This is a genomic window from Lapillicoccus jejuensis, from assembly GCF_006715055.1.
GTDB lineage: Bacteria > Actinomycetota > Actinomycetes > Actinomycetales > Dermatophilaceae > Lapillicoccus > Lapillicoccus jejuensis.
The window spans coordinates 735,428-760,246 of the sequence record NZ_VFMN01000001.1 but is presented as its reverse complement, the minus strand read 5'-3'; the positions used below and the strand labels follow the sequence as shown (position 1 = coordinate 760,246).

Below are 24,819 nucleotides of genomic sequence, written 5' to 3'. Positions count from 1 at the left end.
GCGCAGACGTGGGGTTTCCTGTGTCTGGTTGCTAGAGGACGAGGCCGACGCCGAGCAGGAGCGCGTAGACGAGCGTCAGGCGGCCGGTGCCGGAGAGGACGGGGACGAGGTCGCGACCCGTCGCACCGGAGCGCAGCCCGCGCACGAGCGGGACGGCGAGGGGGAGGGACAGCAGGCCGAGCAGCGCCCAGGGCCAGCCGGGGTGGCCGAGCAGCGCGGTGCGGTCGGCGTCGGACCACACCTGCAGCGCCGCGCAGCCGACGACCGCGGCGGCGCTGACGACGACGAGGGCGACGTACAGCACCCGCGTGCCGCGGTCCCCGAGCCGGACCGCGAGGGTGAGCTTGCCCTGCTCGCGGTCGGTGGGGATGTCGCGCAGGTTGTTGGCCACGAGGATCGCCGTCACCAGCCCCCCGACGCCGACGGCGCCGAGCAGCCCCGCCCACGTGACGCGACCGGCCTGGGTCAGCTGGGTCCCGAGCGTCGCGACGAGCCCGAAGAAGACGAAGACCATGACCTCGCCGAGCCCGGCGTACCCGTAGGGCCGCGACCCGCCCGTGTAGTACCAGGCCGCGAGGACGCAGAGCACCCCGACGAGCAGCAGCCACCACTGCTGCGACACCGCGACCAGCGCCAGCCCGGCGAGCGCGGCGAAGAAGAAGCTGAGGAACGCGGCCAGCTTGACCTCGGCCGGGTCGGCGAGCTCCTGCCCGACGAGCCGCACCGGACCGACCCGGACCGCGTCCGTGCCGCGGATGCCGTCGGAGTAGTCGTTGGCGTAGTTGACGCCGACCTGGAGCGCGAGGGAGACCAGCAGCGCCAGCAGCGCACCGCTCGCGTCGGCCCGACCGACCGCGTGCGCGGCGGCGGTGCCGACGGCGACGGGGGCGACGGCGGCGGGGAGCGTGCGGGGTCGCGCACCGGCGACCCATTGGGAGAACGTGGCCACGGGCGGGGTCAGACCTTCGGGTTCGGTGCGCAGGGGCAGGGCGGGCGGAGCGGGCCGGTCACAGGCCGCGCAGGAAGTCGGGGTCGTCCTCCGGCCCCTTCGGCCCGGTGGGCCGGCCGCGCGGCGGCAGCGAGCGGGTGCGCCCCGCGATGAGCCACGAGATGGGCCCGACCCACGGCACGAGCAGGACGAGCAGCGCCCAGAACAGCTTGGGGATGTGCTTGACCTGGTCGTCGGGGGTCTGGAGGCAGTCGATGAGCGCGTAGATGGTCAGCGCCAGGCTCGCCAGCGTGAGCACCACCCGCAGCACCGTGGCTCCCTCCTCTCGCGAGGACCCTCAGCCGGGCCCCGCGTCCGTGCGTCGAGCGACCAGTGTCTCATCCGCCTCGTCCTGGTCCGCGAAGACCTGCACGAGGGCCCGCCGGTCGGGCTTGCCCGGCCCGCGCAGCGGCAGCGCGTCGAGAAGGAGGAGCCGCTGCGGCAGCGCGTGGTCGGGGACGACGCCGCGCAGCGCGGTGCGCACGTCGCGCAGGGACGGCGTCGGCGCGCCCCGCTGCAGGGTCACCACCGCCGACACCGCCTCGCCCCAGGTGCGGTGCGGCGTCCCGACGACGACGACGTCGCGCACCCCCGGCACGAACCGCGAGACGGCGTCCTCGACCGTGCCCGGCGTGACCTTGAGCCCACCGGTGTTGATGACGTCGTCGGCGCGCCCGACGATCTCGAGCCGCCCCTCGTCGTCGAGCCGCCCGAGGTCGTCGGTGCGGAACCACCGCGTGCCGTCGGCGTCGACGGCGAACGCGTCGGCGGTCAGCGCCGGCTCGCCGAGGTACCCGTGCGCGACGGTCACGCCGCCGAGGACGACGTGACCGTCGTTGTCGATGTGGACCTCGCTGACCGGCAGGGGCAGGCCGTCGTACACGCACCCGCCGGCGGTCTCGCTGCCGCCGTACGTCCGCACGAGCCGCACCCCCACCGCGGCCGCGGCGCGCACCACGGCGGGCGGGGTCGCCGCCCCGCCGACCAGGACGCCGTCGTACGACGCCAGCGCCGCGGCCCCCGCGGGGTCCTCCAGCAGGCGCGTGAGCTGGGTGGGGACGACGGCGGTGTAGCGCCGCCCCGCGCCGGTCAGTGCGGCCGTCGCGGCGACGAAGCCGGCGGCGGTGAAGCCGCCCCCGAGGTCGAGGACGCCCGGGGTGGTGCCGGCGACGAGCGAGCGCACGAGGACCTGCAGCCCGGCGACGTGGTGGGCGGGCATGGCGAGCAGCCAGGTGCCGTCGCCGCCGAGGACCTCGTGGGTGGAACGGGCCGACGCGAGCAGGTTGTCGCGGGTGAGCATCGCGCGCTTGACCCGTCCGGTCGACCCCGACGTGCCGACGCAGAGGGCGAGCCCGTCCGGCAGCCGGTCGGGCTCGGGCAGGTGCGGGGCCGGCTCCGCCGGCCCGTACGGCGCCACCGGGGCGCCACCGCGCAGAGCGGCCTCGAGGGCGGGCAGCACCTGCGCGACGCGCGGGCCCGTGGGCACCGCGAGGGGACGCACCGTCGTCATCCTCGTGACCCTAGGCCGGGCGGGTGTCCCGCAGGTGAACGGCCGCGCGACGCCTCAAGGGCGCCGCGTCATCGACAGCACGTCGAGGGCGGCGTCGAGCTGCGCCTCGGTGAGCGTGCCCTCCCCGCCGTCGTCGGCGACGAAGCCCTTCTCGACGACGACCTGCCGGATCGTCTTGCCCTCCTTCAGCGCGGTCTTGGCGACGGCGGCCGCGTTCTCGTACCCGATGTACCGGTTGAGCGGCGTGACGATCGAGGGGCTGGACTCGGCGAGCTCGCGCGCGTGCTCCTCGTGGGCGGTGATCCCGTCGACGCACCGGTCGGCCAGCACCCGGGCGGAGGCGGCCAGCAGCCGCGCCGACTCGAGGACGTTGCGCGCCATGACCGGCATCATGACGTTGAGCTCGAAGGCGCCCTGCATCCCGGCGACGGTGACGGTCGTGTCGTTGCCGATGACCTGCGCGCACACCATGAGCGTCGCCTCGCAGATGACGGGGTTGACCTTGCCGGGCATGATCGAGCTGCCGGGCTGCAGGTCCGGGATGGCGATCTCGCCGAGGCCGGCGCGCGGGCCGGAGCCCATCCAGCGCAGGTCGTTGCAGATCTTGGTCAACGACACGGCGACGGTCTTGAGCGCCCCGCTCGCCTCGACGAGCCCGTCGCGCGCGCCCTGCGCCTCGAAGTGGTCCCGGGCCTCGGTCAGCGGCAGCCCGGTCTCGTCGGCGAGCAGGCGGATCACCCTCTCCGCGAACCCCTTCGGGGTGTTGATGCCGGTGCCGACGGCCGTCCCACCGAGCGGCAGCTCGGCGACCCGGGGGAGCGTCGCCCGCACCCGCTCGATGCCGTGCCGGACCTGGGCGGCGTACCCGCCGAGCTCCTGGCCGATCGTCACCGGCGTCGCGTCCATGAGGTGCGTGCGCCCGGCCTTGACGACGTGCCCGAGCTCGGCGGCCTTGCGCTCCAACGACTCCGCGAGGTGGGTGAGCGCCGGGACGACGTCCTCGACGAGGGCCTGCGTCGTCGCGAGGTGGACCGCGGTGGGGAAGACGTCGTTGCTCGACTGGCTCGCGTTGACGTGGTCGTTGGGGTGGACCCGGTCGCCGAGGGACCGCGTGGCGAGGGTCGCGACCACCTCGTTGGTGTTCATGTTGCTCGACGTGCCGGACCCGGTCTGGAAGGTGTCGATGGGGAACTCGTCGTCGAGCTCGCCCGCGGCGACCCGCGCCGCGGCGGCGACGACGGCGTCGGCGACCGGCTGCGGCAGGACCCCGAGCTCGGCGTTGGCGCGGGCGGCCGCGCCCTTGACGCGGCCGAGCGCGGCGATGAGCGCGGGCTCGATCGGGCGCCCGCTGATGGGGAAGTTCTCCACGGCGCGCTGGGTCTGCGCCTGGTAGAGCGCGTCGCGCGGGACGCGCACCTCGCCCATCGTGTCGTGCTCGATGCGGTACGGCGTCGCGTCGCTGCTCATGCCTCCCATCTTGCGCCTGTGGCGCGGGTCACGAGGAGCCGGGGAGGTCAGTGCGCGAGCCCGGACACGAGGTTGATCGTCGCCGCGACGACGACGGCGCCGAGCAGGTAGGACAGCAGCGCGTGCCGCAGGACGAGCGCCCGGATGTCCGTGCGGGAGATGTCGGTGTCGGAGACCTGGAAGGTCATGCCGACGGTGAAGGCGAAGTAGGCGAAGTCGGCGTACCGCGGTGGGTCGTCCTCGTTGAAGCCGATCCCGCCGGCGGGCGGCCCGTCGGGACCGTGCGGCCCGTCGCCGTACCAGAGCCCGCCGTAGCGCAGCGTGAAGATGGTGTGGACCGCGAACCAGCTCACGGCGACGGAGACGACGCTGAGCAGCGCCTGGAGCACCTTCGAGCCCGAGCTGCTCGCGGTGAGCAGCAGGGCCACCGCGCCGAGGCTGGCGACGGCGGCGACGAGGACGACGGCGTCGGTGACCCGCCGCCCGGCGTCGTCGTACCTCGCGTGCCGCCGGGTCCGGTCGGCGTCCATGCGCCCGACGAGCAGCCACGTCCAGATCAGGAAGGTGCCGGCCGCGCCCATCCAGCCGGCGAGGACGCCGTACGGCGCGTCGACGAGGAGCCCGACGACCCCGCCGGCGACGAGGCCGACCAGGCCGGAGACGACGAGGCGGGCCACGCTCGAGATGCGGAACCGGCGTCGCCGGGTCATCGGGGTCGTCATCTCCCGGACGCTAGACCCGCCCGCGCCGGGTCGTCCCGCGCCGCTCGCACCACCCAGCCGCTTCCCAGGTCCGGCACGCCTGCTGCACCCAGTCCGCGAGGCGCGGCACGGGCGGGGGGACCGACGCCGGGTCGACGGGGGCGAGCAGCCGCTCCCAGGAGGCGACCCGGTGGATGGCGCCGACCCGGTCGGCGTCGTCGAGCAGCCGGCGCCGCTCGCCCGGGTCGCGAGGGACGGCCGGCCACCGGTCGAGTAGGCGCCGGCGAGCGCGGTGACGGCGTCGCCCTCGGGGAGCGGGTCGGTGAGCCGGGCCCCGACGGCCTGGCGCAGCGGCAGGTGCAGCACGCCGAACGGATGGCCCCACACGGCGTCGCCGAGGTCGAGCAGCCGCGCGGGACCGCCCGGGTGGAGCGGGACGCAGGCGTTGTCGGCGTGGACGTCGCCGGCTGGAGGGTGTCGGGCAGCCCGAGCGCGATCAGCCGGGCGACCGCGGCGTCGAGGGCGTCGAGGCCACGGCGCCACCGGGCGACCTGCTCGGCGGTGACCGACTGCGGGTCGTCCGGGGGGAGGGCGGCGAGCCGGTCGACCAGCGCGACGACGTACGGCGTCGTGTCGGCCTGCGGGAGGGCGGGGACGGCGGTGAGCCGGTGCCGCTCCCCGGCGGTGCGCTGCTGCAGGTCGGCCACCTGGACGAGCAGCGCGGCGCGGTCGGCGACGGACTCGGCGCCGGCGTCGCGCAGGGTCGGACCGCCGTCGGGGAGCAGCCAGCGGCCGGCGGTCTCGTCCACGGCGAGCGGGGCCAGCACCTCGTCGGGGACGAGCGCGCCGAGCTGCCGCAGCAGCGCGCCCTCGAACGCCTGGCCCGGGTTGCCGAGCTTCACCCAGCGCCGGCCGTGGTCGGTGTCGAGGCGGAACACGGCCGACCAGAAGCGGACCCGGATCGGGTCGAGCGGGCCGCGGCGGTGCTCGCCGCGGGCGACGAGGACGTCGTCGACCCAGCCGGTCAGGTCCTCGACCCCCTGCGGGGAGGTCCACTCGGCCACGAGGTCGCGCACGGGGCGACGGTAGCGGCAGGGTGGGGTCCGTGATCGGCCGCGCGCACCACGTGATCCTCGACGCCCCCGACCCGTCCGCTGCGGCGGAGTTCTGGTCGCAGGTGCTCGGTCTCCCGGTGACCCATTCCTCGGACGACTTCGTGGTCGTGTCGCAGGACACGACCACGTCGGGGTGGGCGTTCCAGCGCGCACCGGGCCTGGCGCCGTCGACGTGGCCGGATCCGCGTGTGCCGCAGCAGGTCCACCTCGACGTCATGGTGGACGACGTGGAGGCGGCGGACGACGCCGTACGGCGTCTCGGGGCGCGGTCTCTCGACGCCGCGGCGCACGTGTGGGCCGACCCGGCCGGTCACCCGTTCTGCCTCGTCCCGCGCCCGGGCTGGGCGCCGCCGGTGGGCGGGGCGACGGACCCGGCGCGGGCCGAGCTCGACGCCGAGCTGGACCGGATCGTCGCCGCGCGCGACCGGGACGCCATGCAGCCGACGATCGAGGCGCTGCACCGGGTCCTCGTAGAGCACCCGGACGACGCCCGCGTGCTCTACGAGGTCGGGGGAGCGCACGACACCGCGGGGGAGGAGGAGGTGGCCCGCGGGTTCTACGAGCGCGCGCTCGACGCCGGGCTCGAGGGCGACGTGCTGCGGCGATGCGGCGTGCAGTACGGCTCGACGCTGCGCAACCTCGGCGAGACCGAGAGGTCGCTCGTGGTGTTCGCGCAGGCCCGCGAGGCGTACCCGGAGTCGGTGTCGCTCATGGCCTTCGAGGCGCTGACGCTGCACGCGGCGGGACGGCTCGACGAGGCGGTCGCGCTTCTCCTCGAGGCGGTCGCCTCGAGCGCCGAGGGTGGCGAGGCTGACGACGCGAAGCGGTACGCCGCCGCGCTGCGCGGGAACGCCGAGTACCTGCGTTCGCTCGCCGGCGACTGACGACACCCCGCGGAGTGTCCGCCTGCAAGACCCCACTTGTTGCCACTTTCCGCGCGGCGGTCCCTACCGGCCGCCCATACTGTGCGCATGCCCGAGGGACGACAGGTGCTGCTTGTTCGCCGCGACTGGCCCTGGGGCTTGACGGTGATGGGTGATCCCTCATCGAGAGAACAGGTGCCCTCGCTCCTGGACGACCGGGGGGTCGCCGCTGCCCGCTCGATCGTGGTGGCGCGCATCCAGCACGAGGTCGACGGGGAGGCGACGGCCGAGGTGTGGGTGGGTCGCTGCCCGGACGAGCTGACGTGCGTGTACGAGGGAGAGTTCGTCACCGCATCTGGAGTCGTGACCCTTGCCGACGCGGCCCATGATGACGCCAAGCAGCTGGACGCCACTGTCGGCCGGTACGCGCTTCGGGTGCTCGTCGAGGAGGTCGAATTTCCTGAGCGTGTCGTGTTCGAGCTGACGCCGGAGTCAGACGCAATCGTCGTTGATGAGGACTGACGTTTCGGCGACGCCAGCGCTGACATGCTGGCCCCGCCGAGCCCGCCGAGCCCGCCGAGCCCGCCGAGCCCGCCGAGCCCGCCGAGCCCGCCGAGCCCGCCGAGCCCGCCGAGCCCGCCGAGCCCGCTGAGTCCGGGCCGCTGTGTGACGCGCGGACCATCCGGCGCATGCACGAGAATTCGCCGTGGACCGCGAAAATCGTTGTCGGCGTGCGATCCGTCCGGCCTGTCGGGCCGAGAACTGCCTCAGGGCCCTACTCTCGGTCTTGGTCTTTTGCCCTGCTCTGATCAGCGACGAACCCAGGGTTCAGATCCATCGCTTCGTCGAACTCGCCGAGCGCGTTGCGATAGAGAGTGTCGGCCAGCCCATGCCCCATGGGCGTGAACGTGAAGTAGGTGAGACCACCGGACACGACACCACCGACGACGGGCACGGCCTTAGTCACTGTCTTCTCCACCGTCTTCTTCGTGATCTTGACGCCGATAGCCGCACCCACCTTCTTGACTAGCGGGTACCAGGCCGTTCTGGTCAGGGCCTGAGCGGCCAGCTTCTTGCCGATGTTCTCGCCCGCCACCTTCGAGGTCTGCGACACAAGGGCGGCGGCGCCGGCGGCGCCGAACATGGCCCCGAGGTAGGCGATGATGCGCATCTGGGCTTCCTCGCTGAGTTCGCCTCCTCCGTCAAACAAGTCGTCCTCACCGAAGAGATACGCAATCTGCTGCGCCAGGTTGATAGCAAAGCCGAAGTACTGAGCTACGTCCGCACCGCCTGCCGCCACCATGACGACAGGGTTGCCAGGAATTCCAGAGGCGAACGAGGCGAGTGACGTTCGCGTGGCGCTCCGACGAATAAGGCCGTCGGCCATTTTCCGCAGCGACTTGGCCGAGTAGACGACGTGGGGGCCCTCACTGATGACGGCGTCCAGATGTTCCGACTTGCCGAACTGTCTCCGAAGAAACGCATCACGGTCGACTCTGACCAATGGCAACTTGGAGACTGCGCCGATGGTCTGAAGAGCAGTCGCGGACAGACGATCTTGATCGTTTTCCCCCATGCCGCTCGACTCTAGGCCTCCTGCTGACGACCGGCGAGGGGTCTTCGATATTGAAGGTGCGGCTTTGCTCTCGCTGAGCACGCCGTCACCGCGCAGAACGTGGCAACAGGTGGGGTGCCTCAGAAGTACCAGGGGAACGGTGACCAGTCGGGGTCGCGCTTCTCAAGGAACTGGTCGCGCCCCTCGACGGCCTCGTCGGTCATGTAGGCCAGCCGGGTCGCCTCACCGGCGAAGACCTGCTGGCCCATGAGCCCGTCGTCGAGGAGGTTGAAGGCGAATTTCAGCATCCGCTGGGCCTGCGGGCTCTTGCCCATGATCTCGCGCGCGACCTGGAGCGCGGTGGCCTCGAGCTCGGCGTGGTCGGCGACGAGGTTGACCGCGCCCATCTCGCGCATCTCCTCTCCCGAGTAGGTCCTTCCCAGGAAGAAGATCTCGCGAGCCCGCTTCTGCCCCACCATCTTCGCGAGGTACGCCGACCCGTAGCCGCCGTCGAACGAGCCCACGTCGGCGTCGGTCTGCTTGAACCGCGCGTGCTCGCGCGAGGCGATGGTCAGGTCGCAGACGACGTGCAGCGAGTGTCCGCCGCCGGCGGCCCAGCCGTTCACGACGGCGACGACGACCTTCGGCATGGTGCGGATCAGCCGCTGCACCTCGAGGATGTGCAGCCGCCCGCCCTCGGCCTTGACCCGCCGCTCGTCGACGGTGTCGCCGGTCTCGCCGGTCGCGTACTGGTACCCCGACCGCCCGCGGATCCGCTGGTCGCCGCCGGAGCAGAACGCCCACTTCCCGGCCGACCCGGTGCCCTCCGGCCCCGGCCCGTTCCCGGTCAGCAGCACGCACCCCACGTCGGGCGTACGACGCGCGTGGTCGAGCACGCGGTGGAGCTCGTCGACCGTGTGCGGCCGAAACGCGTTGAGCACCTCGGGCCGGTCGAAGGCGACCCTGACGGCGCCCAGGCCGACCGCCCGGTGGTACGTCACGTCGGTGAGGTCCTCGAACCCCTCCACCGCCGTCCACGCTGACGGGTCGAAGGTCTCGCTGACGCTGCGCTGCACGGGCTCGCTCACGACCGACAGCCTAGGCTCGACCCGTGCCCACCCCGGACTTCATCCTCGCCCTGCGCGACAAGGTCGGCACCATGCCGCTGTGGCTGAGCGGCGCCGCCGCCGTCGTGGTCCGCGACCGCCAGGACGCAGGCGGTGAGGAGGTCCTGCTCGTGCAGCGCAGCGACACCCTCGAGTGGACCCCCGTCACCGGCATCGTCGACCCGGGGGAGGAGCCGGCCGTCACCGCCGTGCGCGAGTGCCTCGAGGAGGCCTGCGTCGTCGCCCGGGCCGACCGGCTCGTCTGGGTCACCGTCAGCCCCGTCATCACCTACGCCAACGGCGACGAGTCGCAGTACCTCGAGCTGGTCTTCCGCTGCTCGTGGGTCTCCGGCGAGCCCGCCGTCGGCGACGACGAGTCCGTCGACGCACGCTGGTTCCCCGTCGACGCGCTGCCGCCGATGTCGGACCGGCACGCCGAGCGCGTGCGCCTCGCCCTCGCGAACGCCCCCGAGACCGTCTTCACGCGATGACGGCGCCGCTCCCACCGCTGGGCGAGCTGCGCGAGGCGTCCCGCCTCGTGAGCATCCCGCTACGTGTGCGGTTCCGCGGCGTCACGCACCGTGAGGCGCTGCTGCTGCGCGGCCCCGCCGGCTGGGGCGAGTTCGCCCCCTTCCTCGAGTACAACGCCCCCGAGGCCAGCCGCTGGCTCGCCGCCGCGGTCGAGGCGGCGTACGACGGCTTCCCCGTCCCGCTCCGTGACACCGTCCCGGTCAACGCGACCGTCCCCGCCCTCCCCGCCGACGACGTCGCCGGCCTGCTCGCCCGCTACGACGGCTGCCGCACCGCCAAGGTCAAGGTCGCCGAGAAGGGTCAGACCCTCGACGACGACGTCGCCCGCGTCGCCGCCGTCCGCGACGTCATGGGCCCGGGCGCCCGGGTCCGGGTCGACGCCAACGGTGGCTGGTCGGTCGGCGAGGCGACGACGGCGCTGGCGGCGCTGGCGCCGTACGGGCTGGAGTACGCCGAGCAGCCCTGCGTGAGCGTCGAGGAGCTCGTCGCCCTGCGGGAGTCGTTGCGGCAGAAGCGCATCGACGTCCTCGTGGCCGCGGACGAGTCGGTCCGCAAGGCCGAGGACCCGGTCCGCGTCGCCCGCCTCGGCGCCGCCGACCTCGTCGTCGTCAAGGTGGCCCCGCTCGGCGGCGTCCGCCGCGCCCTCGAGGTGGTGCAGGCCTGCGGCCTGCCCGCGGTGGTCTCCTCCGCCATCGACACCAGCGTCGGCATCGCCGCCGGCGCCGCCCTCGCCGCCGCCCTGCCCGACCTGCCCCACGACTGCGGCCTCGGCACCGTCGAGCTGCTGACCGACGACGTCGTCACCAACCCCCTCGTCCCGGTCGCGGGACACATCCCGGTCGGCGCCCCCGACGTCGACGAGGACGCCCTCGAGCGGCTCGCCGCGCCGCCCGACCGCGTCGCCTGGTGGCACGAGCGGCTCGCCGCCTGCCACGCGGTCCTGGCGGCGGGGGGATAGGTCGTGCTGCAGGTCTGCCTCAACGGCGCCCGGCGTCCCTTCGAGGGCGTACCGGTCACCGCGGCCCGGCTGGCCGCGCAGGCCGCCGCCGCCGTCGCGGCGAGCGCCCACGGCATCCACGTGCACCCGCGGGCCGACGGCGGTGCCGAGACGCTCGACGGCGACCTGCACCGGCTCGTCCTCGCCGCGATCCGCGAGGCCGCCCCCGGCGTCCCGGTGGGGGTGAGCACGCACGAGGCGATCGAGCCCGAGCCGGTCGCGCGGCTCGCGGCGGTCCGGCGATGGCCCGGCCCCGCCGACGGCGGCCCCGACCACGCCAGCGTCAACTGGCACGAGGACGGCGCCGTCGAGGTGGCGCAGGCGTTGCACGAGAACGGCATCGGCATCGAGGCCGGTCTCTTCACGCCGCTCGCTGCCGCCGCCCTCGCCGAGAGCCGGTGGCCTCAGCGAGTGCTGCGCGTCCTCGTCGAGGCCATCCCCGGCACCACCCCCGGCGCCGAAGGGCTCTGGGCGGCCGAGCGCATCATCGCCGCCCTGGGGCCGGTCCCGTGCCCCCTCCTCGTGCACGGCGAGGAGCAGTGGACCTGGCCGGTGCTGCGGTGGGCGCAGCGCCAGGGCCACGACACACGGATCGGTCTCGAGGACACGCTGCTCGACGAGCACGGTCTGCGGGTCACCGACAACGCCTCCCTCGTGACCCAGGCCCTGGCCGGCGGCGCCACCACCTGACCGGCAAGAAGACGGACCGGGTCAGTCCGCCCCGACGACCCCGTGCTGGCAGATGTCGTGGAACACCACGACGCCGTCCGCCTCCGCGAGCGGCAGGAACGACGTCCGCGTGCCCTCGCGCCGCAGCCCGCCGCGCACGGCGGTCCGGCACGAGCCGACGTTCTCGACGGCGTGGTCGAGCTGGACGCGGTGCTGGCCGAGCCCGTCGGCGGCCAGCAGCCACGGCACGAGCAGGCTCAGCCCGCGCGAGGCGACGCCCCGCCCGCGCTCGCCCGGCGCCGTCACGTAGCCGACGTCGACGCAGCGGAACAGCTCCGGGCCCGTACGACGCCAGTCGACCAGCCCGAGGAACCGGTCGTCGCCGGGGTCGGCGACGACCCGGTCGACCACCGCGTCCGTGGCGGTCTGGCCGAGCATCGTCGTGAACCGGTCGCGCCACTGCGCCTCGTCCCGCACGAGCGGGGGGCTCCAGCGCCGGGCCTCGGGGTCGGTCAGCGCCGACATCCAGGCCTCCTCGTCGCCCGGCCGGGCGGCGCGCACGACGACGACCCCGTCGGTCAGGTCGTCCGCGGGCCACGGGTAGTCGAGGGCGGGCGGGACCGCGGCGGTGCTCACTCCCGAAGTATCGGGCGTACCGGGTGGCGACGGCACCGCGTCCCGGGCCCGTGGGGCGTCGTACCGGCGAGTAGTGGTTTGATGCTGGCTGTGCCGCACGCCCGTCTCGCCACTCCCGCCGAGCACGCGTCGGCGACCCGCGAGGTGCGGGCGCAGTACGCGAGCCTCCCGCAGGACGCTCCGGTACGCCTCGCCAAGCGCACCAGCAACCTGTTCCGCCCCCGCGCCGCGGCCGTCGGCCCCGGCCTCGACGTCGGCGCCTTCGACCGCGCCATCGACGTCGACCCGGTGAGCCTCACCGCACGGGTTCAGGGCATGACGACGTACGAGCACCTCGTGGAGGCCACCCTCGCCCAGGGCTGCACGCCGCTCGTCGTCCCGCAGCTGAAGACGATCACCCTCGGCGGCGCGGTCACCGGCCTCGGCATCGAGTCGACGTCCTTCCGCAACGGCCTCCCGCACGAGTCGGTGCTCGAGGCCGAGGTCCTCACCGGCGACGGCGAGGTCGTCACGGCGACGCCGGACGGCGAGCACGCCGACCTCTTCCGCTCGTTCCCCAACAGCTACGGCTCGCTCGGCTACGCGCTCTCGCTCACCATCGAGGTCGAGCGCGTGCACCCGTACGTCGCCCTGCGGCACGTCCCCTTCCACGACCTCAGCGCCGTCACCGACGCGATCGCCGCGATCATGCGCGAGCGGCGCTGGGACGGCGAGCCGGTCGACTTCCTCGACGGCGTCGTCTTCTCCCGCGACGAGGCGTACCTGACCCTCGGCCGGTGGGCCGACTCGCTCGACGAGCACCCCGACGGTCCCGGCACCCGCCCCAGCGACTACACGGGCCAGCAGGTCTTCTACCGCTCGCTGCAGCAGCGCGAGCGCGACCTGCTCACCGTGCGCGACTACCTGTGGCGGTGGGACACCGACTGGTTCTGGTGCTCGCGCGCGTTCGGCGCCCAGCACCCGCTCGTGCGGCGGCTGTGGCCCAAGAGCCGGCTCCGCTCGGACGTCTACTGGAAGATCGTCGCCTTCGAGAACCGTCACAAGGTCATGGCCCGGCTCGACGAGCGCCGCGGGAGGCCGGCGCGCGAGCGCGTCGTCCAGGACGTCGAGATCCCGCTGTCGCGCACCGCCGAGTTCCTCGACTGGTTCCTGCGCGAGGTCCCGGTCGAGCCGCTGTGGCTGTGCCCGGTGCAGCTGCGGCCGGACCCGCTGCGCGGTGGCGAAGCGCCGGTGACCGGCAGCTCGCCGTGGCCGCTCTACCCGATGGAGGTCGGGACGCCGTACGTCAACGTCGGCTTCTGGTCGACGGTGCCGATCCTGCCCGGACGCCGCGACGGCGACACCAACCGGGCCATCGAGGACCAGGTGCACGAGCTTGGCGGCCACAAGTCGCTCTACTCCGACGCCTACTACGACGAGGAGACGTTCGCCGCGCTGTACGGCGGCGCCGACTACGCCCTCGTCAAGAAAAGGTACGACCCGCGAGGACGGCTGCCCTCGCTCTACGACAAGGCGGTACGAGCACGATGACGATGAGTGTGGCGGAGGCCTTCCGCATGCTCTTCGGGGCCACGGCCCCGGTGCGGTTCACGGCGTACGACGGCTCGGCGACCGGTCCCGAGGACGCCGCGTACCACGTCGACCTGCGCAGCGAGCGAGGGCTGAACTACCTGCTGACCTCGCCCGGCTCGGTCGGGATGGCGCGGGCCTACCTCATGGGCGACCTCGTCGTCGACCCCATCGACGAGGCCGATCCGTACGACGTCCTCGTCTTCTTCGAGGACGCTCTCACCCCCTCCCGGCCGGGCCTGGCCAGGCTGCCGGAGCTGCTGTCCTTCCTGCGCGCCCACCCGCCGCGGCTGCCGCAGCTGCCGCCGCAGGAGACCCCGGGCAACCTGCACCGGCTCGCGCACGGCCTGACCCACGGCCGGCGCCGCGACGCCGAGGCGATCCACCACCACTACGACGTCAGCAACCGATTCTACGAGCTGGTGCTCGGCGAGTCGATGGCCTACACCTGCGCCTGCTACCCGACGCCCGAGTCGACGCTCGAGGAGGCGCAGTACGAGAAGTTCGACCTGGTCTGCCGCAAGCTCGGCCTCGAGCCGGGGATGCGCCTGCTCGACGTCGGCTGCGGCTGGGGCGGCATGGTCCGCCACGCCGTCCAGCACTACGGGGTCACCGCGCTCGGCGCGACCCTGTCGAAGGAGCAGGCGACGTGGGCGCAGGCGCGGATCGAGGCCGACGGCCTCGGCGACCGCGCGCGCGTCGTCCACGCCGACTACCGCGACGTCACCGAGACCGGCTTCGACGCCGTCTCCTCGATCGGCCTGACCGAGCACATCGGTGTGAAGAACTACCCGTCCTACTTCCGCTTCCTGCACGAGCGGCTCAAGCCCGGCGGCCGGATCCTCAACCACTGCATCACGCGGCCGGACAACACCGAGCCGGGGATCCCCAAGGACGGCTTCATCAACAAGTACGTCTTCCCCGACGGCGAGCTGACCGGCTCGGGCGACATCGTGCGCACGATGGAGGACACCGGCTTCGAGGTGCGCCACCAGGAGAACCTGCGCGAGCACTACGCGCTCACCACCCGCGCCTGGTGCCGCAACCTGTCCAAGCACTGGGAGGAGTGCGTCGAGGAGGTCGGTGTCGGGACCGCCCGCGTCTGGGGCCTCTACCTCGCCGGGTCCTCGCTCTCCTTCGAGCGCAACCGGATCCAGCTGCACCAGGTGCTCGCGAGCAAGACCACCCAGGACGGCACGAGCGGCTTCTCGCTGCGCCCCACCTGGGGCAGCTGACCCACGACGCCGTACGGCGTCCCGTCCGGCTCGGGCCGTGCGGGGCCCCGTACGGCAGCGGGTCAGACGGCGCGCAGCTCGGGCAGGGCGGGCCCGGCCGGGACGCGCTCGTGCAGCCACGCGGTCACCTGCTCGGCCGGCATCGGCCGGGCGATGTGCCAGCCCTGGACTCCGTCGCAGCCGAGCGTCTCGAGCATCGCCAGCTCCTCGGCGGTCTCGACCCCCTCGGCGATCGACGGCATGCCGAGGGTGTGGGCGAGGTCGACGAGGGCGCGGACGATCCCGACCGCGCGCTCGCCCTCGGACATCGCGGAGATGAAGCCGCGGTCGATCTTGATCTCGTCGACCGGCATCGAGCTGAGCCGCAGCAGCGAGGAGTAGCCGGTACCGAAGTCGTCGAGGCTGATCGAGACGCCGAGGCCGCGCAGCTCGGCGAGGTTGCGCTTGGCGTCGTCGACGGCGTGGGTGACGATCCGCTCGGTGATCTCCAGCTGCAGCATCCCCGGCGGGAGGTCGTGCGCGCGCAGCCCGCGGGCGACGACGCACGGCAGCTCCGAGCCGGTGAGGTCGGTGGGGGAGATGTTGACCGCGACGGGGACCGACATCCCCTCGTCGCGCCAGCGGGCGATCTGGGCCAGGGCGAGGTCGACGACGCGCTCGGTCAGCCGCGGCATGATGCCGGAGCCCTCGGCGAGCGGGATGAACTCGTCCGGGGGGACGAACCCGCGGACCGGGTGCCGCCAGCGCACCAGCGCCTCGACGCCGATGGGCGTCCCGTCGGCGGTGTCGACCTTGGGCTGGTAGTGCAGCTCGAGCTCGTCGTCGGCGAGGGCCTGGCGCAGCTCGCTCAGCAGGCCGAGCGCGTCGGCGGAGTTGGTGTCCCGGGCGGGGGAGTAGACCTCGACGCCGGTGCGGGCCGCCTTCGCGGTGTACATCGCGACGTCGGCCCGCCGCAGCAGCGTCCCGCCGTCGGTGCCGTGGTCGGGGCACATGGCGATGCCGACCGAGGCCTCCGTCTCCAGCGCGAGGGCGCCGACGTCGATCGAGTGCGAGATCGAGGTGCACACCCGCTGGGCGATCGCGCGACCGGCCGCCTCGTCGGTGTCGTGGACGATGATGGCGAACTCGTCGCCGCCGAGCCGGGCCACGAAGTCGCCCGGGCGGACCCGCTCGCGCAGCCGGGCCGCGAACTCGATGAGCAGGCGGTCCCCGACCTGGTGACCGAGCGTGTCGTTGACCCGCTTGAAGTCGTTCATGTCGATGAGCATCAGCCCGAACGGGGTGCCCTCCCGCTCGTACGTCTCGAGGGCCTCGTCGAGCTCGAAGCGCAGCGTCTTGCGGTTGGGCAGCCCGGTGAGGTCGTCGTGCCCGGCCGCGTGCTCGCGCTCCAGCGACATCGAGGCCGTGTAGTAGAGCAGCAGCAGCGGGATGAGCAGCAGCGGCATGACGAACCACGAGTGCAGCGCGACGACGACGACGATCGGTGAGACCGCCATGACCGCGAACGTCATGAGGGTCGTGTGCACGACGTCGTCGAGCAGCAGGGCGCGCAGCGGCCCGGTGTAGGTCAGCACGCAGGAGACGACGACCATGTTGACCAGGTAGTAGACGACCCAGGCCAAGGGGATCCACAACAGGGCGTCGGGGGAGAGTCGTGGCAGCGCGTGGTCGAGACCGACCGAGCCGTGCACGGCGAGGATCACCAGGTACGCGGCGCCCACCGAGACGGCGTACTGGGCGGGGTTGAAGAGCACCTTCCACCACTGCTTGCGCGCCCGCAGGTCGGCCGCGAGCGAGGCGATGCCCACGCCGAGCATGGCGGGCCAGACGCCCCAGAGGAAGAGCAGGGCCATGAGGAAGGCCGTCGACATGACGACGCCCTGCGGGTCGTGCCCGCGACCGGCGACGAGCGGCAACAGCTCGAGCAGCACGAGCAGGCCGGCCGTCATGACGAAGGCGGCGGGCTGCTCGACGGCGCCCACCGTCACGACGTGGTGGACCGCGAGCAGGATGAGGGCCCAGCCGACCGGCACGGTCGCGCACCACGTCATGCTCGACAGCGTCAACCTGCGCAACGAGAACCCACTGCTCCGGACCACGCGGCCGCCTCCCCCTGGGTGTTGTCCGGTCCTATCGCCAGCCGCGTGGCGGACCTGAGACGTTGGCCCCCGCAACTTCGGGCGCGCGGGCGGTGGCGGTGCTCGGGTGCTCAGCCGCCGAGTCGGCGCAGCAGCTCCCGCATCGCCCGCAGCTCCGCCTCGAGGGCGGCCCGCCCGGCGCGGGTGATGGTCACCCGCGTGCGCGGGCGGCGTCCGGCGAAGCCCTTCTCCACGTGGACCAGGCCCGAGCCGGCGAGCACCTCGAGGTGCCGGCCGAGGTTGCCGTCGGTGAGCCCGAGCACCTCCTTGAGGTAGGGGAAGTCCGCGTGGCCGCCCTCGGCGAGCACGGCGAGGACGCCGAGCCGCGCCTTCTGGTGGACCGTGTCGTCGAGACCGGACGTCGGGTGGGCGAGGTCCGGGGCCCCGTCGGAGCCGTCCCCGGCGGGCTCGAGCGGCCGGGCGGGTGCGCTCACGCCACGACCGGGCCGACGGCGTGCTGCCGGGCCGCCTCACGCCGATCGGCGCGCATCCGCAGGGCGGCGACGAGCACGACGACGACCCCCGTGACGACGTCGAAGAACCCGGGTGCGACCCACCACGTGATCTGCTCGGCCGGGACGCCCACCAGCCGGTAGACGTCGTAGACCCGGTTGGCCAGCCACCCCAGCCGGTCCAGGGTCACGAGGAGCCCCACCACCAGGGCCCAGACCGCGAGGGCCCGGTCGTGGCGCTTCGCGGCCACGACGAGCAGCGCGAGGCAGTACGGCGCCGCCGGGGACAGCATCGTGACGACCGCCAGGGGGATCGGGAGGAAGAAGCCGGCGAGGGCGTACCCGAACAGGACGAGGGCGAGCACCCCGGTGGCCCAGGCCGCCCCGGTCTCGCCGACCCCCACCCGGCGCGCGCGCAGTCCGAGCCAGGCCCCCGTGACGGCCAGGGCCAGCGCTCCGCCGAGCGACCAGTAGCCGTCGAGGACGACGGACCAGGGGTCGGGGGTCAGGGCGATGGAGCCGGTGGGGCTCGCGGCCAGCAGGCCTGCGATCCACCGCTCGTGGGCGAGGACGAGGACGCCGTACCCCAGCACGAGCACGCCCGTGACGAGCAGCGGGATGGCCAGACCCTGACGGTCCGCGCGGGCCGTGCGCCGCGCCCGGTCGGCGGCCGCGAGGACCTCGGCGGCGGCGCGGGCTCGTCCGGCGTCGTCCGCGGCGGGGGTCGGGCTCGTCGTCATCTCGCACTCCTGTCGTCGGTGCAGAGAACTCTGCACCGCAGAGTAAGTGCGCGTCAATGGCTCGACGCAGCGTCATCCAGGTCGACGCCCTGTGCACAGGGCGTCGAGCGGCTCGACGCTGCGTCAAGCGGCGTGCGCGGAGGCCTCGGCGGTCGCGCGGTGCCGGCGGGCCGTCAGCTGCAGCCGGTGGGCCGTGACGACGACGGCGAGCCAGCCGAGCCCGAGGAGCCAGCCGGCGACGACGTCGGTGAGCCAGTGGTGGCCGAGGAAGACCCGGCTCAGGCCGATGGCGGCCGCGAAGACGGTCCCGGCGACGACGAGCAGGGTGCGGGTCCGCTTGTGGTGCAGGTGGGGCAGGACGAGGTAGACCAGCACGCCGACGATGACGACCGCGTTGAGGCTGTGCCCGCTGGGGAACGACGGCGACGTCTCGTACGGCGGCACCGCGAGGGTGAGCGGCGGCCGCGCGCGGCCGACGAGGTCCTTGCCGGCGACGGTCATCGCCACCGACCCGGCCGCGGCGACGGCCGTGAGGACGAGCGGGGTCCAGGCGCGCCAGCGCCAGGTCATGACGGCGACCGCGACGAGGGCGATGACCGGCATCCCCACCGTCCCACCGAGGTCGGTCAGCCCCGTGACGGCCCGGTCGAGGCCCGGGGAGCGCAGCCGGACCATCGCGTCGAGGACGGGCACGTCCAACCGCGACAGGTCGGCGCCCTCGAGGACCCCCTCGTAGACCTCGCCCGCGCCGACCGTCGCCCCGACGGCGACGAGCAGCCCGACGAGCGCGGTGACGAGCAGGACGACGTGCTCGCCGGCCCACCCGCCCAGCCAGAGCGCGCCGCGCGCGAGGCCGCGGCCGGCCGCGGTCGGCCACGCGGTGAGGTCGCGCTCGCCGATCCGCCGTTCCTGCGGGGAGTGGGCGCGCACCTCGTCCGGCATGCCGCCCATCCTTCCAGCCGGGCGGTCTCCGCGTCCGGGCTACCGCAGCCGGGACTCGCGCGGCACCGGCGCCGTCCAGCCGCGCCACAGCGCGAGCAGGCGCACCCCGCAGATGAGGGCGGCGGCGCCGACGCCGACCACGTCGCTCGTCACGCCGGCCTGGGCGAGGAGGACGAGCAGCGCGCAGCCGACGACCGCGGGGACGGCGTACAGGCGCGAGTCGGGACGGAAGAGCGTCGGCGTCTCGCGGGCCAGCACGTCGCGCACCAGGCCGCCCGCCACGCCGGTGATGCTGCCGAGCAGCACGGCCGGCACCGGCCCGGCGCCGAGCTGGAGCGCCTTGAGGGTGCCGGTGACGCAGAACAGGCCGAGCCCGACCGCGTCGACGACCTCGACGGCGCGGCGCAGCCGGGTCACGGCGGGGTGGAAGAAGAACGCCACCAGGGTCGCCCCGAGCGGCAGCAGCAGCCACCACGGGTGGTCGAGCGCGGCCACCCGCACCCCCAGCAGCACGTCGCGCAGCATCCCGCCGCCGAGGGCGGTGACCGTGGCGAGGACGGCCATGCCGACGACGTCGTACCCCTGCCGCAGCGCGAGCAGGGCGCCGGAGAGGGAGAAGGCGAAGATGCCGACGAGGTTGAGCACGACGGCGGCCTGGCTGGAGAGCACGACGCATTGTCCCGCCCTGGGGGGCAGGACGCCGTACGGCGCTCGCGGGTCAGCCGCGCGCGGCGGCCTGCCGCTTCAGCTCGGCCTTGGCCAGCGAGTTCTTGTGGACCTCGTCGGGGCCGTCGGCGAAGCGCAGGGTGCGGATGCCGGCGATGGCCGCGGCGAGCGGGAAGTCCTGGCTGAGCCCGCCACCGCCGTGGGCCTGGATGGCCTTGTCGAGGATCCACTCGACCGTCGCCGGGGTGGCGATCTTGATGGCCTGGATCTCGGTGTGGGCGCCCTTGTTGCCGACCGTGTCCATGAGCCACGCGGTCTTGAGGACGAGCAGGCGCAGCTGCTCGAGGCGCACGCGGGACTCGGCGATCCAGTCGCGGATGACGCCCTGCTCGGAGAGCGGTCGGCCGAAGGCGACCCGGCTGGAGACCCGCTCGCACATGAGCGAGATGGCCATCTCGGCGACCCCGATCGAGCGCATGCAGTGGTGGATCCGGCCGGGGCCGAGGCGGGCCTGGGCGATGGCGAAGCCCTCGCCCTCGCCGGCGACGAGGTTGCTGGCCGGCACGCGGACGTCGTGGAAGGCGAGCTCGGCGTGCCCGCCGTGCGCGTGGTCGTCGTAGCCGAGGACGTGCATGCCGCGCACGACCTCGACCCCCTCCGCGTCGCGCGGGACGAGGATCATGCTCTGCTGGCGGTGGCGCTCCGCGGACGGGTCGGTCTTGCCCATGACGATGAGGACCTTCGCGTCGGGGTTCATCGCCCCGGTGATCCACCACTTGCGCCCGTTGACGACGTAGTCGTCCCCGTCCCGGCGGATGCTCGTCGCGATGTTCGTCGCGTCGGAGCTGGCGACGTCGGGCTCGGTCATCGCGAAGGCGCTGCGGATCTCCCCGCGCAGCAACGGCGCGAGCCACTGCTCCTTCTGCTCGGGGGTGCCGAACTGGGCCAGCACCTCCATGTTGCCGGTGTCCGGGGCGGCGCAGTTGAGCGCGGCGGGAGCCAGGTCGAGGGCGCGCCCGGTGACCTCGGCCAGCGCGGCGTACTGCAGGTTGGTCAGGCCGGCGCCCTCCTCGCCGGGCAGGAAGGCGTTCCACAGCCCGCGGCGGCGGGCCTCGTCGCGCAGCTCCTGCAGGACGGGGACCCGGGACCACGCCCAGTGGTCGTCGGAGGCGTCGAGCTCCTCCTCGAACCGCTGCTGCGCCGGGAGGACGTGCTCGCGCATCATCTCCTCGAGCGAGGCGACGAGCTCCTGCGCGTGGGGGTCGGGGGTGAAGTCCATTCCGGAGAACCTTCCCTTCGGGACGCCGTACGGCGTCGTGCGGCGTGCGGCGTGCGGTCGGTGGTCAGTGGTCGGCGTCGAGGCGGTCCATCGCCTCGTGGCCGAGGGCCAGGAGCGGCTCGGTCATCTCGCCGACGCGGGAGAAGCCCTCGCCGACCGTCTGGCCCTGGACGAAGCGGTAGTGGATGCCCTCGAGGATGACCGCGAGCTTGAAGCAGGCCAGGCCCTCGTAGAAGCCGAGGTGGTCCAGGTCGCGGCCGGTGCGGGCGGCGTAGCGCTGCGCGAGCTCGTCCTCGGTGAGGTAGCCCGGGGCGAGCGAGACGGTCGAGACGCCACCGGCGCCGCGCGCAGCGACCCGCTGGTAGGTGAGCAGCAGGGCGACGTCGGTGAGCGGGTCGCCGAGGGTCGCCATCTCCCAGTCCACGACGGCGGCCATCCGGTCGGCGTCGTCGGTGAGGATGTTGTCGAGGCGGTAGTCACCGTGGACGATCGCCGGCGGGGTCTCCCGCGGCACCCCGGCGGCGAGCCGGGCGCGCAGGGCGTCGGAGCCGGCGAGCTCGCGGCTGCGGGACGCGTCGAGCTGCTGGCCCCACCGCCGGACCTGGCGGGCGAGGAAGCCCTCGGGGCGGCCGAAGTCGCGCAGGCCCACCTCGTCCGGGTCGACGAGGTGCAGGTCGGCGAGGGTGTCGACCATCCGCTCGCTGATCGCCCGGGTCCGCTCGGGGCCGAGCGCCTCCAGCTCCTCGCGGGTGCGGTACGGCGTCCCGTCGACGTGCTCCATGACGTAGAACGGCGCCCCGACGACGCTGTCGTCCGTGCACTGCGCGTAGGTGCGCGGGACCGGCACCGGCGTCGGCGCGAGGGCCGTCATCACGCGGTGCTCGCGGCCCATGTCGTGGGCGGTGGCGAGGACGTGGCCGAGCGGCGGGCGGCGCACGACGACGCGGGTGGTCCCGTCGGTCACCCGGTAGGTGAGGTTGCTCTTGCCGCCGGCGACCACCTGGGCGGTCAGCGGCCCGTCGAGCAGCCCGGGGGCGGCGTCGTCGAGCCACCGGCGCAGCGCGGTGAGGTCGAGGCCGGGCGGGTCGCCGTACGGGGCCTCGGGGTCGGTCACGCGCCGACGCCCGCGTCGTAGACGACGCGGCCCGTCGTCGTGCCGTCGGCGAGGCGCTGGACGCCGTCGCCGACCGCGTCGAGGGGGAGCCGCTCGGACACGAGCGGGTCGATGCGGCCCTCGTCGACCATCCGGGTCAGCGCGGCGTGGCACTCGCCGATGAGCTGCGGCATGACCTTGGCGTAGAGACCCCAGTGCAGGCCGACGACGGAGTAGTTCTTGACCAGCGCGTGCCCGAGCGGCGGGGTCTGGATGGTGCCGCCGGCGAAGCCGATGACGAGGATGCGGCCCTCGAAGGCGATGCACTTGGTCGAGCGGTCGTAGGTCTCGCCGCCGACCGGGTCGTAGACGACGTCGGCGCCGCGCCCGCCGGTCTCGCGCTTGACGACCTCGACGAAGTCCTCGCCGTGCCGGTCGACGACGACGTCGGCGCCGAGGTCGCGGGCGACCTGGGCCTTGGCGGGACCGCCGACGACGCCGATGACGCGGGCGCCGGCGGCCTTGCCGAGCTGGACTGCGGCGCTGCCGACGCCGCCCGCGGCGGCGTGGACGAGCAGGGTCTCGCCGGGCTGGAGGTGCGCGCGGCGGTGCAGGCCGAACCAGCCGGTCTGGTAGCCGATGAAGAAGCTGCCGGCCTGCGCGTCGTCGAGCCCGTCGGGGGCGGGCAGGACGGCGGCGGCGTCGACGACGGCCTCGTCGGCGAAGGCGCCGTGCGGCAGGACGGAGCCGCCGATGACCCGGTCGCCGACGCGACCCTGCGCGCCGGGGCCCACCTCGAGGACCTCGCCGCACAGCTCGACGCCGGGCGTGAAGGGCAGGTCGGGCTTGACCTGGTAGAGCCCGCGGCACATGAGCACGTCGGGGAAGTTGGCCGCGGCGGCGCGCACGCGCACCCGCAGCTGCCCGTCGGCGAGGGTCGGCGCGGGGACGTCGACGAACTGCATGACGTCCTCCGGCTCGCCGAGCCGGTCGACCTGCCAGGCCCTCATCGGGTCTCCTCGAGCTTGCGCTGCAGACGGTTCATCCCGGCCAGCCAGCGGTCCGGGTCGGTGGCGCGGGCGACGTAGTAGTCCGCCACCTCGGGGTGCGGCAGGACGAGGAACCGGTCGTCCTGGAGGGCCTCCCACAGCCGGTCGGCGACCTCGGACGGCTCGAGCGCGCGGTCGCGGGACAGCAGCTCCCGCAGCGGGCCGGAGTCGTCGAGCATCCGGGTCCGCACGCCCTGCGGGCAGATCGCCTGGACGACGATCCCCTTGTGCGCGTAAGTCGCTCGCAGCCACTCGGCGAAGGCGACGGCGCCGTGCTTCGTGACGCTGTACGGCGCGCTCCCCAGCATGGTCAGCAGGCCCGCCGCCGACGCGGTGACGACGAAGCGGCCGTGGCCGCGCTCGACCCAGCGCGGCACGAGGGCCTGGGCGGCCCGCACGTGGGCCAGGACGTTGACCTCGAGCGCGGTGGCCCAGTCGGCCTCCGACGACTCCAGGCCGCGGCCGCCCTCGACGCCGGCGTTGGCGCAGAACAGGTCGACCTCGCCGAGGACCTCGTCGGCCTCGAAGAGCAGCAGCTCGACCCCGGTCTCGGTGGCGCAGTCGCCGACGTACGACGACGCGTTCCCACCGAGCGCCCGGGCGGTCTCCTCGACCGCCCGGTCGCGGTCGGCGAGCAGGACGCGGACGCCCTCGGCGACGAGCCGGGCGGCGATCGCCGCGCCGATGCCGCCGGCCGCGCCGGTGACGACGGCGGTGCGGGGCAGGGGCGTCGTACCGGAGGTCATCACACGCCGCCGGTGAGGGTGACGCCGCCGTCGATCGTCACGGTCTGGCCGGTGATCCAGGAAGCATCATCCGAGAGGAGGAACGCGACGACCGACCCGATGTCCTCCGGCTCGCCGAGGCGCTTGAGCGGGTAGGCGGCCGAGACCTCCTCCTCGCGGCCCTCGAAGAGCGCGGTGGCGAAGCGGGTCTTGACGACCGCCGGGGCGACGGCGTTGACGCGGGTGCGCGGGCCCAGCTCGACGGCGAGCTCCTCGGTGAGGTGGACGAGCATCGCCTTGCTCGCGCCGTAGAACGCGATGCCCGGGGCCGGCTTGAGCCCGGCGACCGAGGCGACGTTGACGACGGCGCCCCCGTGCTCGCCGAGCCAGGCCGCGTGCAGCTTCTGGACCCAGGACAGGGCGGCGATGCAGTTGACCTCGACGATCTTGCGGGCGGCGTCGAGGTCGAGCTGCATGAGCGGGCCGTAGGCCGGGTTGATGCCGGTGTTGTTGACGAGCAGGTCGGCGCTGCCGAAGGTCTCGACGGCCTTCGCGATCGTCTCGTCCTGGTGGTCGGCGTCGTCGGCGCGACCGGCGACGGCGAGCGCATGCTCCGGCCCACCGAGGGCCGCGACCGCCTCGTCGAGGGCCTCCTGCTTGCGAGCGGTGACGACGACCTTGGCGCCCTCGTCGACGAGCCGCTGGGCGATCGCCAGCCCGATGCCGCGGCTGGCTCCGGTGACGATCGCGGTCCTGCCGTCGAAGCGGCGCATCCTTCGGTCTCCTCGTCGAG

26 protein-coding genes are annotated in these 24,819 nt (G+C 73.8%); 7 read left to right on the top strand and 19 right to left on the bottom strand.

Annotation, left to right across the window (positions count from 1 at the left end):
- Positions 1–31: 31 nt before the first annotated feature.
- The 6 genes from FB458_RS03685 to FB458_RS03660 are packed head-to-tail and all read right to left on the bottom strand — an operon-like array spanning position 32 to position 5,742.
- Positions 32–949, bottom strand: a complete 918-nt coding sequence (locus FB458_RS03685) for a 1,4-dihydroxy-2-naphthoate polyprenyltransferase (RefSeq protein WP_141846874.1) — start codon at positions 947–949, stop codon at positions 32–34.
- Positions 950–1,007: 58 nt separating this feature from the next.
- Positions 1,008–1,250, bottom strand: a complete 243-nt coding sequence (locus FB458_RS03680) for a PLD nuclease N-terminal domain-containing protein (RefSeq protein ID WP_342778012.1) — start codon at positions 1,248–1,250, stop codon at positions 1,008–1,010.
- A gap of 36 nt (positions 1,251–1,286) precedes the next feature.
- Positions 1,287–2,498 carry an o-succinylbenzoate--CoA ligase gene (gene menE, locus FB458_RS03675; RefSeq protein WP_141846870.1) on the bottom strand — a complete coding sequence of 404 codons (1,212 nt, stop codon included), beginning with the start codon at positions 2,496–2,498 and terminating at the stop codon, positions 1,287–1,289.
- A 54-nt stretch (positions 2,499–2,552) separates the two neighbouring features.
- Entirely contained in the window at positions 2,553–3,974 is a 1,422-nt protein-coding gene (locus tag FB458_RS03670) for a class II fumarate hydratase (RefSeq protein ID WP_141846868.1), read from the bottom strand.
- 38 nt (positions 3,975–4,012) lie between these two features.
- Positions 4,013–4,687: a DUF1345 domain-containing protein gene (locus FB458_RS03665; RefSeq protein WP_211355916.1), complete on the bottom strand. Its 675-nt coding sequence runs from the start codon at positions 4,685–4,687 to the stop codon at positions 4,013–4,015.
- Positions 4,684–5,742, bottom strand: a complete 1,059-nt coding sequence (locus FB458_RS03660) for a hypothetical protein (protein WP_141846867.1) — start codon at positions 5,740–5,742, stop codon at positions 4,684–4,686. The genes FB458_RS03665 and FB458_RS03660 overlap by 4 nt, the downstream gene beginning before the upstream one ends.
- Positions 5,743–5,771: 29 nt before the next feature.
- On the opposite strand from FB458_RS03660, the gene FB458_RS21550 reads away from it, so the two are divergent.
- Complete coding sequence (locus FB458_RS21550) at positions 5,772–6,665, top strand: tetratricopeptide repeat protein (protein WP_246061046.1); 894 nt, start codon at positions 5,772–5,774, stop codon at positions 6,663–6,665.
- 87 nt (positions 6,666–6,752) lie between these two features.
- On the top strand, positions 6,753–7,166 hold the full coding sequence (locus FB458_RS03645) for a hypothetical protein (protein WP_141846865.1): 414 nt from the start codon (positions 6,753–6,755) through the stop codon (positions 7,164–7,166).
- 253 nt (positions 7,167–7,419) lie between these two features.
- Here the strand turns inward: FB458_RS03645 and FB458_RS03640 are convergent, their stop codons facing one another.
- A complete protein-coding gene (locus FB458_RS03640; protein WP_141846863.1) occupies positions 7,420–8,220 on the bottom strand; it encodes a hypothetical protein in 801 nt (266 codons plus the stop codon).
- A gap of 119 nt (positions 8,221–8,339) precedes the next feature.
- A complete protein-coding gene (locus tag FB458_RS03635; RefSeq protein WP_211355914.1) occupies positions 8,340–9,287 on the bottom strand; it encodes a 1,4-dihydroxy-2-naphthoyl-CoA synthase in 948 nt (315 codons plus the stop codon).
- Positions 9,288–9,310: 23 nt separating this feature from the next.
- On the opposite strand from FB458_RS03635, the gene FB458_RS03630 reads away from it, so the two are divergent.
- The 3 genes from FB458_RS03630 to FB458_RS03620 are packed head-to-tail and all read left to right on the top strand — an operon-like array spanning position 9,311 to position 11,523.
- On the top strand, positions 9,311–9,796 hold the full coding sequence (locus FB458_RS03630; protein WP_141846861.1) for an NUDIX hydrolase: 486 nt from the start codon (positions 9,311–9,313) through the stop codon (positions 9,794–9,796).
- Positions 9,793–10,794 (top strand): o-succinylbenzoate synthase, encoded by a 1,002-nt coding sequence (locus FB458_RS03625; RefSeq protein WP_141846859.1) that lies wholly within the window; start codon positions 9,793–9,795, stop codon positions 10,792–10,794. Before FB458_RS03630 ends, FB458_RS03625 begins: the two co-directional genes overlap by 4 nt.
- Before the next feature lie 3 nt (positions 10,795–10,797).
- A complete protein-coding gene (locus FB458_RS03620) occupies positions 10,798–11,523 on the top strand; it encodes a 3-keto-5-aminohexanoate cleavage protein (protein ID WP_141846857.1) in 726 nt (241 codons plus the stop codon).
- Between the two features lie 21 nt (positions 11,524–11,544).
- Here the strand turns inward: FB458_RS03620 and FB458_RS03615 are convergent, their stop codons facing one another.
- A complete protein-coding gene (locus FB458_RS03615) occupies positions 11,545–12,138 on the bottom strand; it encodes a GNAT family N-acetyltransferase (RefSeq protein ID WP_141846855.1) in 594 nt (197 codons plus the stop codon).
- A gap of 90 nt (positions 12,139–12,228) precedes the next feature.
- On the opposite strand from FB458_RS03615, the gene FB458_RS03610 reads away from it, so the two are divergent.
- Entirely contained in the window at positions 12,229–13,668 is a 1,440-nt protein-coding gene (locus FB458_RS03610) for an FAD-binding oxidoreductase (protein ID WP_246061045.1), read from the top strand.
- A complete protein-coding gene (locus tag FB458_RS03605) occupies positions 13,665–14,942 on the top strand; it encodes a class I SAM-dependent methyltransferase (protein WP_141846851.1) in 1,278 nt (425 codons plus the stop codon). Before FB458_RS03610 ends, FB458_RS03605 begins: the two co-directional genes overlap by 4 nt.
- Before the next feature lie 62 nt (positions 14,943–15,004).
- Here FB458_RS03605 and FB458_RS03600 read toward each other — a convergent pair whose 3' ends face one another.
- The 10 genes from FB458_RS03600 to FB458_RS03555 all read right to left on the bottom strand — a co-directional run bounded on the left by FB458_RS03600 (position 15,005) and on the right by FB458_RS03555 (position 24,799).
- A complete protein-coding gene (locus tag FB458_RS03600) occupies positions 15,005–16,993 on the bottom strand; it encodes a putative bifunctional diguanylate cyclase/phosphodiesterase (RefSeq protein WP_141846849.1) in 1,989 nt (662 codons plus the stop codon).
- A gap of 158 nt (positions 16,994–17,151) precedes the next feature.
- Positions 17,152–17,514: a winged helix-turn-helix domain-containing protein gene (locus FB458_RS03595; RefSeq protein WP_141846847.1), complete on the bottom strand. Its 363-nt coding sequence runs from the start codon at positions 17,512–17,514 to the stop codon at positions 17,152–17,154.
- Complete coding sequence (locus tag FB458_RS03590) at positions 17,511–18,272, bottom strand: hypothetical protein (protein WP_141846845.1); 762 nt, start codon at positions 18,270–18,272, stop codon at positions 17,511–17,513. Before FB458_RS03590 ends, FB458_RS03595 begins: the two co-directional genes overlap by 4 nt.
- 123 nt (positions 18,273–18,395) lie before the next feature.
- Positions 18,396–19,214, bottom strand: coding sequence for a phosphatase PAP2 family protein (locus FB458_RS03585; RefSeq protein WP_141846843.1), 819 nt, complete (start codon positions 19,212–19,214; stop codon positions 18,396–18,398).
- Between the two features lie 39 nt (positions 19,215–19,253).
- Entirely contained in the window at positions 19,254–19,883 is a 630-nt protein-coding gene (locus FB458_RS03580; RefSeq protein WP_211355913.1) for a trimeric intracellular cation channel family protein, read from the bottom strand.
- Between the two features lie 49 nt (positions 19,884–19,932).
- Complete coding sequence (locus FB458_RS03575) at positions 19,933–21,159, bottom strand: acyl-CoA dehydrogenase family protein (protein WP_141846841.1); 1,227 nt, start codon at positions 21,157–21,159, stop codon at positions 19,933–19,935.
- 64 nt (positions 21,160–21,223) lie between these two features.
- On the bottom strand, positions 21,224–22,273 hold the full coding sequence (locus tag FB458_RS03570) for a phosphotransferase family protein (RefSeq protein WP_141846839.1): 1,050 nt from the start codon (positions 22,271–22,273) through the stop codon (positions 21,224–21,226).
- Positions 22,270–23,262 carry an NADPH:quinone oxidoreductase family protein gene (locus FB458_RS03565; RefSeq protein WP_141846837.1) on the bottom strand — a complete coding sequence of 331 codons (993 nt, stop codon included), beginning with the start codon at positions 23,260–23,262 and terminating at the stop codon, positions 22,270–22,272. Before FB458_RS03565 ends, FB458_RS03570 begins: the two co-directional genes overlap by 4 nt.
- A complete protein-coding gene (locus FB458_RS03560) occupies positions 23,259–24,047 on the bottom strand; it encodes an SDR family NAD(P)-dependent oxidoreductase (protein ID WP_141850302.1) in 789 nt (262 codons plus the stop codon). Before FB458_RS03560 ends, FB458_RS03565 begins: the two co-directional genes overlap by 4 nt.
- Positions 24,047–24,799: an SDR family oxidoreductase gene (locus FB458_RS03555; protein WP_141846835.1), complete on the bottom strand. Its 753-nt coding sequence runs from the start codon at positions 24,797–24,799 to the stop codon at positions 24,047–24,049. Before FB458_RS03555 ends, FB458_RS03560 begins: the two co-directional genes overlap by 1 nt.
- Positions 24,800–24,819: the final 20 nt, after the last annotated feature.